The sequence below is a fragment of the Vibrio tapetis subsp. quintayensis genome (genome assembly GCF_030409945.1).
Lineage (GTDB): Bacteria > Pseudomonadota > Gammaproteobacteria > Enterobacterales > Vibrionaceae > Vibrio > Vibrio quintayensis.
Genome location: NZ_JAUFQV010000006.1, coordinates 163330 through 177526 on the forward strand (window position 1 = coordinate 163330; position 14197 = coordinate 177526).

At 43.1% G+C, this 14197-nt stretch carries 14 protein-coding genes; 10 read left to right on the forward strand and 4 right to left on the reverse strand.

What is annotated here, in order from left to right; translation table 11 throughout:
* The first annotated feature begins 5 nt into the window (after positions 1-5).
* Both alr and QWZ04_RS01830 read left to right on the forward strand, forming a co-directional pair.
* Positions 6-1106, forward strand: coding sequence for an alanine racemase (alr, locus tag QWZ04_RS01825; protein ID WP_290324384.1), 1101 nt, complete (start codon positions 6-8; stop codon positions 1104-1106).
* Positions 1097-2320: a BamA/TamA family outer membrane protein gene (locus QWZ04_RS01830; RefSeq protein WP_290324385.1), complete on the forward strand. Its 1224-nt coding sequence runs from the start codon at positions 1097-1099 to the stop codon at positions 2318-2320. Before alr ends, QWZ04_RS01830 begins: the two co-directional genes overlap by 10 nt.
* Before the next feature lie 62 nt (positions 2321-2382).
* On the opposite strand, the gene QWZ04_RS01835 is transcribed toward QWZ04_RS01830, so the two are convergent.
* Positions 2383-2802: a secondary thiamine-phosphate synthase enzyme YjbQ gene (locus tag QWZ04_RS01835; RefSeq protein WP_290324386.1), complete on the reverse strand. Its 420-nt coding sequence runs from the start codon at positions 2800-2802 to the stop codon at positions 2383-2385.
* A gap of 297 nt (positions 2803-3099) precedes the next feature.
* Here QWZ04_RS01835 and pgi point away from each other — a divergent pair, with 297 nt between their 5' ends.
* On the forward strand, positions 3100-4761 hold the full coding sequence (pgi, locus tag QWZ04_RS01840) for a glucose-6-phosphate isomerase (RefSeq protein ID WP_290324388.1): 1662 nt from the start codon (positions 3100-3102) through the stop codon (positions 4759-4761).
* A gap of 114 nt (positions 4762-4875) precedes the next feature.
* Here pgi and QWZ04_RS01845 read toward each other — a convergent pair whose 3' ends face one another.
* The 3 genes from QWZ04_RS01845 to QWZ04_RS01855 all read right to left on the reverse strand — a co-directional run bounded on the left by QWZ04_RS01845 (position 4876) and on the right by QWZ04_RS01855 (position 6295).
* Complete coding sequence (locus QWZ04_RS01845) at positions 4876-5337, reverse strand: chemotaxis protein CheX (RefSeq protein ID WP_102523156.1); 462 nt, start codon at positions 5335-5337, stop codon at positions 4876-4878.
* Positions 5338-5347: 10 nt separating this feature from the next.
* Positions 5348-5806, reverse strand: a complete 459-nt coding sequence (zur, locus tag QWZ04_RS01850; RefSeq protein ID WP_102523155.1) for a zinc uptake transcriptional repressor Zur — start codon at positions 5804-5806, stop codon at positions 5348-5350.
* Between the two features lie 333 nt (positions 5807-6139).
* Entirely contained in the window at positions 6140-6295 is a 156-nt protein-coding gene (locus QWZ04_RS01855; protein WP_290324393.1) for a hypothetical protein, read from the reverse strand.
* A gap of 273 nt (positions 6296-6568) precedes the next feature.
* Here QWZ04_RS01855 and dusA point away from each other — a divergent pair, with 273 nt between their 5' ends.
* From dusA to QWZ04_RS01890, 7 genes are all read left to right on the forward strand, one after another.
* Positions 6569-7573 carry a tRNA dihydrouridine(20/20a) synthase DusA gene (gene dusA / locus QWZ04_RS01860; protein WP_290324394.1) on the forward strand — a complete coding sequence of 335 codons (1005 nt, stop codon included), beginning with the start codon at positions 6569-6571 and terminating at the stop codon, positions 7571-7573.
* 173 nt (positions 7574-7746) lie between these two features.
* The gene (gene pspG, locus QWZ04_RS01865) at positions 7747-7956 is read left to right on the forward strand and encodes an envelope stress response protein PspG (RefSeq protein ID WP_102523152.1); all 210 of its coding nucleotides are present in this window, start codon (positions 7747-7749) and stop codon (positions 7954-7956) included.
* A gap of 85 nt (positions 7957-8041) precedes the next feature.
* On the forward strand, positions 8042-8716 hold the full coding sequence (locus QWZ04_RS01870) for a TIGR04219 family outer membrane beta-barrel protein (RefSeq protein WP_102523151.1): 675 nt from the start codon (positions 8042-8044) through the stop codon (positions 8714-8716).
* Between the two features lie 124 nt (positions 8717-8840).
* Positions 8841-9071: a hypothetical protein gene (locus tag QWZ04_RS01875; protein WP_290324397.1), complete on the forward strand. Its 231-nt coding sequence runs from the start codon at positions 8841-8843 to the stop codon at positions 9069-9071.
* 113 nt (positions 9072-9184) lie between these two features.
* Positions 9185-11017, forward strand: a complete 1833-nt coding sequence (locus QWZ04_RS01880) for an assimilatory sulfite reductase (NADPH) flavoprotein subunit (RefSeq protein ID WP_290324399.1) — start codon at positions 9185-9187, stop codon at positions 11015-11017.
* Positions 11017-12750 (forward strand): assimilatory sulfite reductase (NADPH) hemoprotein subunit, encoded by a 1734-nt coding sequence (gene cysI, locus QWZ04_RS01885; protein ID WP_290324401.1) that lies wholly within the window; start codon positions 11017-11019, stop codon positions 12748-12750. Before QWZ04_RS01880 ends, cysI begins: the two co-directional genes overlap by 1 nt.
* Positions 12743-13516, forward strand: coding sequence for a phosphoadenylyl-sulfate reductase (locus tag QWZ04_RS01890; RefSeq protein WP_290324403.1), 774 nt, complete (start codon positions 12743-12745; stop codon positions 13514-13516). Before cysI ends, QWZ04_RS01890 begins: the two co-directional genes overlap by 8 nt.
* The last annotated feature ends 681 nt before the right edge of the window (positions 13517-14197 follow it).

Genomic DNA, 14197 nt, shown 5'->3' on the forward strand with positions numbered 1-14197 from the left:
CCAATATGAGTTATATGAAAGCGGCCTGCGCAACCATCAACTTGGATGCATTAAAACACAATCTGAGCCAAGTTCGTTTGCAAGCACCAAGCAGTAAAATCATGGCGGTAGTGAAAGCCAACGGTTATGGTCATGGCTTAAAGCACGTTGCAAAAGCGGCATTCGGAGCGGATGCTTTTGGTGTTGCTCGCATAGAAGAAGCGTTGCAGTTACGCGCAGCGGGAATTGTGAAACCGATTTTGTTACTGGAGGGCTTTTATTCTTCAGGTGACTTACCCATTCTTGTCACGAATAACATTCAAACCGCGGTGCATTGTGAAGAACAGCTAGCGGCACTTGAGCAAACGGAGCTAGAAACTCCCGTCACTGTTTGGGTGAAAATCGACAGTGGCATGCATAGGCTTGGTGTTAGGCCAGAAGAATATACAAATTTCGTTGAACGCCTTAAGCAATGTAAGAGTGTCGCGAAACCGCTAAAGTACATCAGCCACTTTGGCAGTGCTGATGAAATTGAAAACCCCATTACTCCGCACCAAATTAAATTATTTTCTGAATTAACTCATGGCTGTAAAGGCGAGCGTTCACTTGCAGCTTCTTCAGGTTTACTGGCTTGGCCTGACAGCCAGTTTGAATGGGTAAGACCGGGCATTATTATGTATGGTGTTTCTCCATTTTCAGAAAAGAGCGGCCGGGATCTTGGCTACCAACCGGTGATGACCTTAACTTCTCACCTCATCGCAGTTCGAAGCGTTAAGAAAGGTGAAAGTGTTGGTTATGGTGGTGTATGGACAAGTGAACGAGACACCAACGTTGGAGTGATAGCGATTGGTTACGGCGATGGCTACCCTCGAACCGCACCCAATGGCACTCCAGTGCTTGTTAATGGGCGTAGAGTGCCAATATCAGGCCGAGTCTCTATGGACATGTTAACGGTCGATTTAGGCCCGAACGCCCAAGACAGTGTCGGCGATGAAGTCACGCTTTGGGGCGATGCATTGCCCGCAGAAGAAGTGGCCAAACATATCGGTACCATCGCTTATGAATTGGTGACTAAATTAACGTCACGCGTAGAGATGACTTATAGCGAAGAGAGTCGATGCAAGTAAAGCGACTAGTCAAATTAGGGGTACTCTTTGTGAGTGCCTTTTTTACATCAGTTGGCGTAAGCGCTCGAAATGATTGGACGCTCTGGATCCCTGAAACAGCGGCTGTGCCATTTGCCTTTTCTACCCAAACCTTAGGCCTTACCGTTGGAGCTGCAGGCATCATCAAAGGCATCGGTCAGCCCAATACTGGCTTGATTCTTTCTGGTTTGGTTTCAGATAAGGGCAGTAGTATTACTTTCCTGAGCTACAACAATCTGCAAGTAGGTGAGGCATGGTTGCTAGGGCTTGATGCCTATAACGGTAAATATGCTGGGTACGATTACTATATAGGCGATCAAGGGGGTAACGATTCTTCCTATAATGACAAGATTAAAACCGATGGAGAAGAAGCCCGCTATAACTTTACCATGCGATATATCTTACCTTGGGGTTCGGCCTCAGATGATAGAGCTCGTTCAGCCATGAACCCGAACCGTACTATCGAGGGCTCGACTCCTGTAAGCAGCGGTATTACTACGTTAAAAATCCAACCGTTTTACCATCGCCGTACACTGGATGTTCCTGAAGCGGCTCACATACCGGAGTCGACAGCCGGAGTTCGTGTCGGTTTGGATTGGGATAACCGGAATGACGTTCGTAACCCAACATTAGGTTCTCGATTTCAAGTTGATTTAACCCATTCGCCCTCAACCAGTGATGGCACTACGTGGAGCACAATCGAGTTAGAGCACAGTAATTACTTGGATTTGGGTAAATGGAAGGGTGTTTTTCAAGAACAAGTACTGGCACTTGATATGTATCTAGCGGATACACCAACCTGGAATGATTGTGATAATGGGCTTTGCCAGCGCCCGCCAGAATACGCTGGAGTTACCCTTGGCGGCTTATATCGACTGCGTGGCTATTCGGGCGAACGTTTCCATGGTCGATCGGCGGTGCACTATAGTGCTGAATATCGTGTATTACCAGAGTGGCAACCATTGGGCTCACTCCCTGTTTTTAATTGGTATGATGTGCCTTGGTGGCAATGGGTAGCCTTTGTTGACGTAGGTCGAGTGGCTGATGAGTTTAATTTAAAAACCTTGCATACGGACCTAAAATGGAATGTTGGAGCGGGCATACGTTTCCAAGTCGAGGGCATTGTTGTCCGCACTGAAATGGCCGTTGGCGGAGAAGAGGGTTTGTTCAGCGTTATGGTTAATCAGCCGTTTTAAGTGTTATAAGGCTAAGTGATGGGGGAGCACAGCGATAGGGCTATGCTCTTTTGTTCGCAAGGTTACTCGCCTTGAATGGTCGCAACAATACACCGTGGTCCAGCATGATCTCGGTGTTCTCCTAAGTAAATACCCTGCCATGTACCTAAAGCTAACCGACCTTGCCTTATGGGAATTGTCACACTGTTGCCGAGTATGGAAGCCTTTATGTGGGCAGGCATATCATCATCCCCTTCATAAGTATGTTTATAGTAGGGGGCACGCTCTGGAACAAACTGGTTGAAGTGCTTCTCCAAATCATGACGCACCGTAGGATCCGCATTTTCGTTTATCGTCAGGCTGGCTGAAGTATGCTGGATAAAAAGGTGTAATATACCTACTGAATATTGCTCTATTTGTGGTAATTGTTGTTCAATTTCATCAGAGATGAGATGAAAGCCGCGCTTTCGACTTGTAAACGTGAGTTTGTTTTGATGCCACATTCGCTATACTCATTGTTATTAGATTTGTGAAGTATAATAGAACAATTGCGCATTGCTGATCACTAACAGATGGAATTGCATTATCGTGATGTATCTCAATGTCAGTGAAAAAGCATTACGCCATAATTCAAAAACTGAAATATTATTACAATATTCACGCTCGGGGGCTTGCTTAGCAAGGAGCGGAGAATTCTTACTAATTTGTTATTTAACTAAATTATTGCTTAACCGGAAATTTCGTTAGCTTCTATAGATACGGAACAGAATCAAACCAAAGGATCATTGGGATAAATCATCATGTTAAAAAATATTAATCCAACACAAACTCAAGCTTGGAAAGCGCTAACGGCGCATTTTGAATCTGCACAAGATATGGAACTAAAAACACTGTTTGCAGAGGATGCACAGCGTTTCACTGAGTTTTCAACTCAATTCGGCTCTGATATCTTAGTCGACTATTCGAAGAACTTGATCAACAAAGAAACGATGGAACACTTGTTTGCACTGGCGAACGAGACAGAATTAAAGTCAGCGATTGACGCCATGTTCTCTGGTGAAGCTATTAATAAGACTGAGGGTCGCTCAGTGCTTCATACTGCGTTGCGTAATCGCAGTAATACACCCGTTGTTGTTGATGGCAAAGATGTCATGCCTGCGGTTAATGCAGTACTAGAAAAAATGAAAACGTTCACTGACCGTGTTGTCGGCGGTGAGTGGAAAGGCTACACGGGCAAAGCGATCACTGATGTTGTTAATATCGGTATCGGCGGCTCAGATCTTGGTCCTTACATGGTGACGGAAGCACTGACACCGTACAAGAACCACTTAAACCTTCACTTTGTGTCTAACGTTGATGGTACTCATATTGTCGAAACGTTGAAGAAAGTGAACCCAGAAACCACGTTATTCTTAGTGGCATCTAAAACGTTTACTACTCAAGAAACCATGACAAATGCTCATTCAGCTCGTGATTGGTTCCTTGAAGCGGCAGGCGATGAAACTCACGTAGCGAAACACTTTGCAGCATTGTCTACCAATGCTAAATCTGTCTCTGAGTTTGGTATTGATACCGACAACATGTTCGAGTTCTGGGATTGGGTTGGCGGCCGTTACTCTTTATGTTCAGCGATTGGCTTGTCTATCGCGCTTGCAGTGGGCTTTGAAAACTTCGTTGAGCTATTAGAGGGCACACACGAAATGGACAGCCATTTCGCTACGACGTCTTTTGAAAATAACGTACCGGTTATTCTTGCGCTTATTGGTATCTGGTATAACAACTTCCACGGCGCTGAATCTGAAGCTATTTTGCCATACGATCAGTATATGCACCGTTTTGCGGCGTACTTCCAGCAAGGCAACATGGAATCAAATGGTAAGTGTGTTGACCGTAACGGTGAGCAAGTAGACTACCAAACTGGCCCAATCATTTGGGGTGAACCAGGTACAAATGGCCAACATGCTTTCTATCAACTTATTCACCAAGGTACAAAGTTGATCCCTTGTGACTTTATTGCACCAGCATTAAGCCATAACCCAGCTGGCGATCATCACCAAAAACTGATGTCTAACTTCTTTGCTCAAACAGAAGCACTGGCGTTTGGTAAGAGTAAAGAACAGGTTGAAGCAGAGTTTGCAGCAGCAGGAAAAAGCGCAGAAGAAGTTGCAGATCTTGTTGCATTCAAAGTATTCGAGGGTAACCGTCCAACCAACTCAATTTTGGTTAAGCAGATCACTCCGCGTACCTTGGGTAACTTGCTAGCGATGTACGAGCATAAGATTTTTGTTCAAGGCATCATCTGGAATATCTTTAGCTTTGATCAGTGGGGCGTAGAACTAGGTAAGCAACTAGCAAACCAAATTTTACCTGAGCTTGCTGACGAAGAAGCAATATCTTCACACGATAGCTCAACCAACGGCCTGATTAACGCATTTAAAGCATTTAAAGCATTTAAAGCATAATCACCGTTAACCAGTAATAACAAAGGCCAGCAGATGTTGGCCTTTTTGTCTTTGTCCCATAAAAAAAGGCCACTGCCGAAGCACCAACCTTTCTTCATTTATCAGAAAAAGCTTTTACTCAAAGCAAATCTCGATAAATGCATTACCCCATTCAGATGTGAATGGCATGATGATGATAGCGCCTTCACATTTGTGACGAATGGTGTGGCCTTTACCTGATACAACAATCGGTGTTGCCATGTCAAAGTCGAAACCACTTTCGGACAGGATGCGTTTCGCACCACCAGTAACCATGTTAGTGATCTCACCAACCATATCGGTTACTTCTTCATTAAGGCCGTTAGGACGTTCACCTAACATATTCTGCATGATCTCAAGCGCCAAAGATTCGTCAAAAGTAATCGACATTGAACCTCGGGATTGATCACCAACCATACCGATTAAGCCTGAAACATCACCGCGAGCGATTTCGTCTTTCTTCACTCGAGGTTTCTGTGGTTTAAGCTCCAGAGAAGCCATGGTTTTTAGGACATTCATTAAAGAAGCTAAAAACGGGTTTACAAATTCAGCGCGCATAACGTTCTATCTATTTATCCGTTGTAGTAGAGAAGCAAGTTTTACACGTTCCATGTGTTTCAATGACGTGGTTGCTTAAATGAAAGCCTTGCTTTTCAATATTTTTCGCAAGCAGAGCAATCAAGTTTTCATCTTGAAGCTCGATAACGTCACCACATTGGTCACATATCATTAGATGCGAAAAGTGCTTATTAACACCACAGGAACAGCACGAAATAAAACTATTCGTAGATTCTACTCGATGAATAAAACCTTGTTCCAATAAGAAATCCAACGCCCGGTAAACCGTAGGTGGTTTAGCTTGCGGCTCACTTACCTTTAATTGGTCTAGCAGTTCATAAGCAGTAGAGGCGCATTTACTTTCACAAATGAGTTCAAAAACTCGCTTTCTTTGTGTTGTAAGCCTAACTCCACGGCTCTGACAAATGCCTTCCACTTGTTCAACTAACGACTGCTTCAAATTGCTCACCTTTTGGTGCACATTACTAATAATATACCATTAATTGCGTCAGTTAGGCACAATTGGTAATTTTTTTCATACCGTAAGCAAAATTTGCTAGTTAATCAACACTTCTGTCTTGCTTGATGGTTATCTCTGCGATCTTGGTTACGGCGATAAACATCATAAGTTCATTATGTGTTCAAATTGAGAAGCAAAAGCTCGTTGAGATACCGCTTGTATGGTCTTAACTTTACGAGAGCAACTATTGGTAATGTAGGTGTTCTCGCATTCGGTCGCTGTTAGTAAAGCAGCCCCAAGAAATAACGCTGATTAGTTCTTTTGTCTTAGCTAGCGTTTCCGCTATAAATTGCCATGCAGCTCGATTGTTGGTGTTTCAGTACCCAATGTAATCTTGGCTTGGGTTTGACTCCCCAGCTCAAGCAAACTTTTGGCAAGTAAGCCACCCCAACCCATATCGGTATCGATGATGACTTGTTTCTTTCTGCTATGAGCCATAGGTGCGCCGCATGATGAAATTAGGTTTTATGTGATGTCTTCTGTTGAGGTGTGTGGAAAATAGATAAATAGGGTTCGGTACGTTGCTCGACTGTTAGGCGTTGATGCGAGGCTTGAAAAGGTCATCATAGTATTTAGCCTACAGTAACCCTAGAGCTATGCTTTCTGTTTTTTCTGACGCTTTCGGATTCTCAGTGTATAATCTGCGTCCTTTTTAATGGCTAGCAGTAAGCTATTCCATATTGAATACGTGTAGAACAGAGTGAGGTAGTCGTGTCTAACCCAAAAAACACCAATGAATTCGCCATGCAGCGCCTTTCCGTTGCGCCCATGCTTGATTGGACAGACCGACACTGTCGTTACTTTCACCGCCTACTGTCTCAAAATACGTTGTTATACACTGAAATGGTAACAACTGGCGCGATCATTCACGGTAAAGGAGACTTCCTTACTTATAGTGAACAAGAGCATCCTATCGCGCTTCAACTAGGTGGTTCTAATCCTGTCGATTTAGCGACATGCGCTAAGTTGGCTGCAGAACGTGGTTATGATGAAATTAACCTCAACGTGGGTTGCCCTTCTGATCGAGTTCAAAATGGTCGCTTTGGTGCATGCTTGATGGCTGAGCCGCAATTGGTCGCGGATTGTGTGTCTGCTATGCGTGACGTCGTGGATATTCCGGTAACAGTAAAAACTCGAATTGGTATCGATGAACAAGACTCTTATGAATTCTTAACCGATTTCATTTCAACAGTGCATGAAAAGGGTGGCGTTGATCAATTTACTATTCATGCTCGTAAAGCGTGGCTGAAAGGGTTAAGTCCAAAAGAAAACCGAGAAATCCCGCCATTGGATTACCCTCGAGCTTATCAAATCAAAAAAGACTTCCCACAACTGACTATTGCCGTAAACGGTGGTGTTAAGACACTAGAAGAAACAAAAGAACACCTTCAGCATTTGGATGGTGTGATGATTGGTCGTGAGGCGTATCAGAATCCGTATCTGTTAGCAGAGGTTGACCAGCAAATCTTTGGTTCTGATAGAGAAATCATCAAGCGCTCAGACGTCGTGAAAGGAATGTACCCGTATATAGAACAAGAACTGTCGAATGGTGCGCACTTAGGCCACATTACTCGTCATATGTTGGGGTTATTCCAAGCGATGCCTGGTGCTCGCCAATGGCGCCGATACATCAGTGAAAATGCACATAAACCGGGTTCTGGCATTGAGGTTGTTGAAGCTGCACTTGCTAAAATTCCACTTGAATTAGGTGTGTAAAATTCACCACTGAATGGTTTTATTTACCATATCACTAAATGTAGGCCTTTCGTTTTATTGAGGAAGGCCTATTTTTTTATTTAAATTACAATGGCTTAAATTTTTAGATAAGTTGGCCTGCTTTCTGCAGTTAGTAACGTAGAGAGAAGTTAATAACTAAGAAGAGGTTAGTGATGTTTGAATTACTGTTTGTATTTATTTTTGTGGGCATGCTGGTATTTACTGGTGTGACAATGATGACAGTATTTATTGCAACGGGTGTAGCCTTCCTAGCGATGTTTGTTCTGGGAATGGTCGGTATGGTGTTTAAAGTTCTGCCGTGGTTGATCGTCATTGTAGTTGGCTGGTGGTTCTTCAAGAGTTTTGTTTATCAGCCTCGCTAGCTTATGTGTGCACATTCATTCTTGATGGTTATTGCTGCTCGGATATGTGATAGTATCCGAGTTAATTTCTTGTATTTGAGAGTGGATGAACAAAATGAAAGTGCGTATGGCGGCTTCAGCTTTAGTGCTAGCGAGCTCAATTGCAATGCCTGTTTCGGCAGAGTCGGACTACTATTTTAGAGTCGGTAGCGACTTGTGGTCAGCGGGTACGAGTTTCTCTGATAATAAAGAAGATTCGAAGCGTGACTCAGTAGATACGCAAGGCGCATTTTCTTTCGCGTTTGAAAATACCATTCCGTATGCCCCCCATGTAAGAGTGCGCTTCACGCCTGTTAGAGGCGAGATTACCAGCTTCGACAAATACGATTACACTTTCTACTACGACATTATGGAGCACGAACATTTGCACTTTGATGTAGGTGTTACTTGGTCTAAGTACAAAGATGGTGAATACACCAACCCAAGTGACTTACCAGCAACATCATTCAGTAAGTTGTTATTCAGCTGGCACGCGAATGCTCGCATTAATGTACCCGATACCAATTTTGATGTTATTGGCGAATTCGACTTTGGTAATGGTGACGGCAATAAAACCGCAGACTTAACGGCGGGTATGCAATATCGTTTTGATTTAGAAAAAGTAGACATTGCAATGCGTGGTGGCTATCGTGCAATGGAGTATCGATTTAATTTCTACCCAGGTTCTGGTGATATGTCTCTGACACATGGTTGGTTTTTGGGGCTGACTGCTGGCTTCTAAATTTGAATTCGCTTCAACGAAAGCACTGCATTGAATGTGGTGCTTTTTTGTATGTGTAATTTGTTTGCATCCTAGCGAAGTTGAACCATGCTTATTAGATAAGAATGTAAGCAAGGAACCGCTCATGACGATTTCTGAGTTGCGAGGTTTGTATAGAGACAACCAGTTAGTTGAAGCGATAGTTGAACCCTCAATTCAAGAAGGCAGTTGGGTTGTTGAGTTCCGCCATTCTCGTGGAGGCTTTATTTTACTCACTGACTCACATGGAGAAGAATGCCAATATTTAGATCTCGATAAAGCGTCAAAATCCGCTCTAGCCGTAGGGTTTAGTCACGTCCGCGTAGAAGATCGTTAGCCTTAGCGCCATTCCCTTAAATCCAAAAGTTATAAAACATACTCATCTATTCTTTTTTATTATTAGCGAGAGTGGTTAATCTATCGTCACGCAATGAATAGGGATGTCGTGATATGTCTTCACAAGGAAACACTCAAGCAAAAGATCTCTCCGCCCTGGCAAGTCCGCTGAATGATCAACAAATAGGTCAATTACAACAAGCCTCATCTGAGTTGTCATCGCAACAACTAGCATGGGTCAGTGGCTACTTCTGGGGTTTGAGTCAACACCAAACACAAGGTGCATCAGCGCCAATTCGCCAAGCGGCTGCTGCTGTCGCGGCAAAACCAGCGGGTAAGTTAAGCATTATTTATGCTTCACAAACTGGAAATGCTAAAGGTGTTGCTGAGGCACTGAAAGATGAAGCGGTTGCTTTAGGTATTGCTGCCAGTGTATATGACGCGAGCGATTATAAAGGTAAGAATTTAGCCAAAGAAACGCACGTGATATTTGTGGCATCAACTAATGGTGAGGGTGAAGCGCCTGATAATGCCATTGAGTTACATGAATTCCTACAGTCTAAAAAAGCACCTAAACTGCCTAACCTTCAATACGGTGTTATCGGTTTAGGAGACTCAAGCTATGAGTTTTTCTGCCAAACCGGTAAAGATTTTGATGAGTACCTGTCGAAACTGGGTGCGACATCTTTTATCGACCGCATTGATTGTGATGTTGATTATGACGCATCAGCAGCGCAGTGGCGTAAATCGGCCCTGGATACGGTTCAAGAAGCGCTATCTGTTAGCTTGGAAGCAGAAGTCGTGCAGCTTCCTGTTGGTCAATCGGCACATAGCCTGTACAGCAAACTCAATCCGTTTACGGCATCTCTACTTACTAATCAAAAGATCACTGGTCGAGATTCTGGGAAAGACGTGCGTCATATTGAAATCGACTTAGATGGTTCTGGTATTACCTACCAGCCAGGTGATGCATTGGGTGTGTGGTTTGAAAACAGTGCTGAGCTAGTTGATGTAATACTAGATAAAGCAGGGCTTTCTGGCATTGAGAGCATCGATGTTGATGGCGAAAGCTTATCGATTCGCACAGCGTTGATTACCAAGTTTGAAGTGACGGCTTCTAATCCACAGCTAGTGACAAAGTTTGCTGAGCTTTCTGGCAGTAAGAAATTACAAAAGCTGGTGGAAGATAAAAGCAAGCTTCGTGAATACTCAAGTAATACCCAAGTTGTTGATGTGTTAGCAGAGAAAAAAACCAAGCTAACCGCAGAACAGTTGGTTGGTATTTTACGTAAACTCACACCACGTTTGTACTCTATTGCCTCAGCCCAAAGTGAAGTTGAAGATGAGGTGCACCTAACGGTTGGCCTTGTGGAATACAAGAAAGGGGAAGATGCAAGATTTGGTGGAGCATCTGGCTTCTTATCTCAGCGCTTAGAAGAAGGTGGGGAAGTTAAAGTTTTCATTGAAAACAACAATAACTTTAAATTACCACAAGATGATAATACACCCGTCATTATGATTGGCCCAGGAACAGGTATTGCCCCATTCCGTAGTTTCATTCAAGAAAGAGACAACAGAGATGCTGAGGGCAAAAACTGGCTGTTTTTTGGTGATAGAACATTCACGCAAGATTTCCTATATCAAGTAGAGTGGCAGAAGTACCTAAAGTCTGGATTAGTCACTCAGCTTGATGTGGCATTTAGCCGAGACCAACAAGAAAAAGTATACGTCCAACATCGTATTCTGGAACACGCAAAGCAAGTTTGGCAGTGGATCCAAGATGGTGCTTACATTTATGTATGTGGTGATGCAACACGTATGGCAAAAGATGTGAATGACGCGCTAGTCACTGTCGCGGTTCAACATGGCGGTTTAAGTGAAGCAAAAGCCGAAGAGTTCATTAACGACCTCCGCAAGGCGAAGCGTTATCAAAGGGATGTGTACTAATGAGTGTAAACAACGAAACAAACAAACAAGAAGTTTTGGGCCAAGAGCTGGGGCCACTAGCAGATAATGAACGGTTAAAAAGAGAAAGTAACTTCTTGCGCGGTAGCATTCAAAGTGATCTACAGGACCGAATTACTGGTGGGTTCACAGCTGATAACTTTCAGCTAATTCGTTTCCATGGCATGTATCAACAAGACGATCGTGATTTTCGAGCTGAACGTCAGAAGCAAAAGCTTGAACCTCTGCACAATGTAATGCTGCGTGCTCGTATGCCGGGTGGCATTATCAAGCCAGAGCAATGGCTGGCGATAGACAAATTTGCCGATGAACATACATCGTATGGCAGTATCCGTTTAACGACTCGTCAAACGTTTCAGTTTCATGGTGTGTTAAAGCCGAATATTAAGTTAATGCACCAAACGCTAAATAGCATTGGTATCGATTCGATTGCAACAGCTGGCGATGTGAATCGTAATGTGTTGTGTACTACGAACCCTGTTGAATCAGAACTTCACCAAGAAGCTTACGAGTGGGCGAAAAAAATCAGTGAGCATCTCTTACCTAAATCTCGCGCGTATGCGGAAATATGGCTAGATGGTGAAAAACTAGAAACAACAGATGAAGAACCAATTTTAGGCAGTAACTATTTACCACGTAAATTCAAAACTACCGTGGTTATACCGCCACAAAATGACGTGGATGTTCATGCTAACGACCTTAACTTCATCGCAATTGCCGATAATGGCAAGCTGGTGGGTTTCAATGTTCTTGTAGGTGGTGGTTTGGCAATGACTCACGGGGATACTTCAACCTATCCTCGTAAGGCGGACGATTTTGGTTTTGTCCCTCTAGATAAAACGTTAGATGTTGCAGCGGCAGTTGTGACGACTCAACGTGACTGGGGTAATCGTTCTAACCGCAAAAATGCAAAAACAAAGTACACATTAGATCGTGTAGGTGTTGATGTATTTAAAGCTGAAGTAGAAAAGCGAGCGGGTATTGCTTTTGAACAAAGTAGACCATTTGAGTTAACCGAGCGTGGCGATCGAATTGGTTGGTTTGAAGGCATCGACGGCAAACATCATTTAGCCCTCTTCATCGAAAATGGCCGTTTACTTGATTATCCTAGTCGACCATTAAAAACAGGCGTTGCTGAAATCGCTAAGATTCATAAAGGCGACTTCCGTATGACCGCTAACCAAAATCTGATAGTGGCTGGTGTTCCGGCTAAGCAAAAAGAGGCGATCGAGAAAATCGCTCGTGAACATGGTTTGATGGATGATGGGGTAAGTGAGCAACGCAAAAACTCGATGGCATGCGTGGCGTTTCCAACGTGTCCGCTCGCCATGGCAGAAGCTGAACGTTTTCTTCCTGAGTTTGTTACCGATGTCGAAGACATTTTAAAGAAGCATGAACTGCCGGAAGAGGACAGTATCGTACTTCGAGTAACAGGCTGTCCAAATGGTTGTGGTCGAGCAATGCTTGCTGAAATTGGTTTAGTTGGTAAAGCTCCTGGCCGTTACAACTTACATCTAGGTGGGAATAAGTCAGGTACTCGTGTTCCTAAGATGTATAAAGAGAACATAACGGATAAGCAGATACTGCAAGAGATCGATCAACTCGTTGAACGATGGTCGAATGAACGTAACGATAAAGAAGGGTTTGGTGACTTCACTATTCGAGCCGGCATAGTGGAAGAAGTGATCATTTCAAAAAGGGACTTTTATGCCTAATAGCCTCGCAACTAAACCACAGCTTCCTGAATTACTGACCATGGGTAAAGCAGCGCAAGCACTTCGCTTAGCTGAAATTAATGGTTACCTAGAGACGCTAACGGCGCAACAAAGAGTTTCGTGGGCATTAGAACATTTAGAGGGGGCACATGCTGTCTCTTCGAGTTTCGGAATCCAAGCAGCCGTTATGTTGCACCTTGTAACTCAAGTTAAATCGGATACGCCTGTAATTTTGACGGATACTGGCTATCTGTTTCAGGAAACATACCGTTTTATTGATGAGCTAACAGAGTCACTGAATTTGAACCTGAAGATCTTCAGTGCTCAATACAGTGCTAATTGGCAAGAAGCAAAATACGGCAAACTCTGGGAGCAGGGGGTCGATGGCATCACTCAATATAATAAGCTTAATAAAGTAGAACCAATGCGTCGCGCTTTGTCTGAGCTTAACGTAGGGACATGGTTTTCTGGTTTGCGTCGTGAGCAATCCAGTTCACGGGCCAACTTGCCAATACTTGCGATCCAAAATGGGGTATTCAAATTCTTGCCAGTAATAGATTGGACTAATAAAGATGTTCACTATTACTTAGAAGAAAATAACTTGCCGTATCACCCGTTAAGGGAAGAAGGTTATCTATCAGTTGGCGATACCCATACCACTAAAAAATGGCAGCCAGGTATGAGCGAAGAAGAAACTCGTTTCTTTGGACTCAAGCGTGAATGTGGCCTTCATGAGGATGGTGAGGAAGACGGCTCAGGTATATAGACATCTATATAGAGGGCTCCGGAGTATTAAAAGAAAAGTTGCTTAGCAGCTTTTCTTTGTTTTGGAGTGTATACTTTTTGAACTAAATATAATAACTCTGTGGATAACTTGTGTTTTAGTTGGAGTTAAACTTGCATAAATAAAGGTTTGGTCGTAATTTCATCGGTTAGTGATTATTTTTGCAATTTTATTGAATTAGCGCTTGCTAGTGTGACCGTTATCTCTATAATGCGACCTCACTGAAACGGCAGAGCCAATAAGGCCTCAGCGAATAATTTCAGTTAGGCTACTAGCCAAAAGAGATAATGTGTTTTTAAATTTCGAAAGAAAAGAAAAAACAAAAAAGTGTTTGACACTCCTGATTATCTCGCTAGAATAGCCGCCTCTTCAACGAGAAAGTCGAAAGGCTTCAAAGTTAGAAGAAAAGCTCTTTAACAATTTAAACCTATCAATCTGTGTGGGCACTCGTTGATGATAATCAAAATGTTTTTACCTCGGTAAAAACCGTTTCTTCGGAAACAACTTTGGTTTCAATGAACTGAGTGACCAATACGAAATTAAGTTTACTTAATTTTGGCACAGTCAATTCATTATCGTTCTGTTGGAACGATAATAGCTTTAACTTACTAAGGTAATTTAAAGTCAGTATTCATTGAGCCGACAAAATCTTAAATTGAAGAG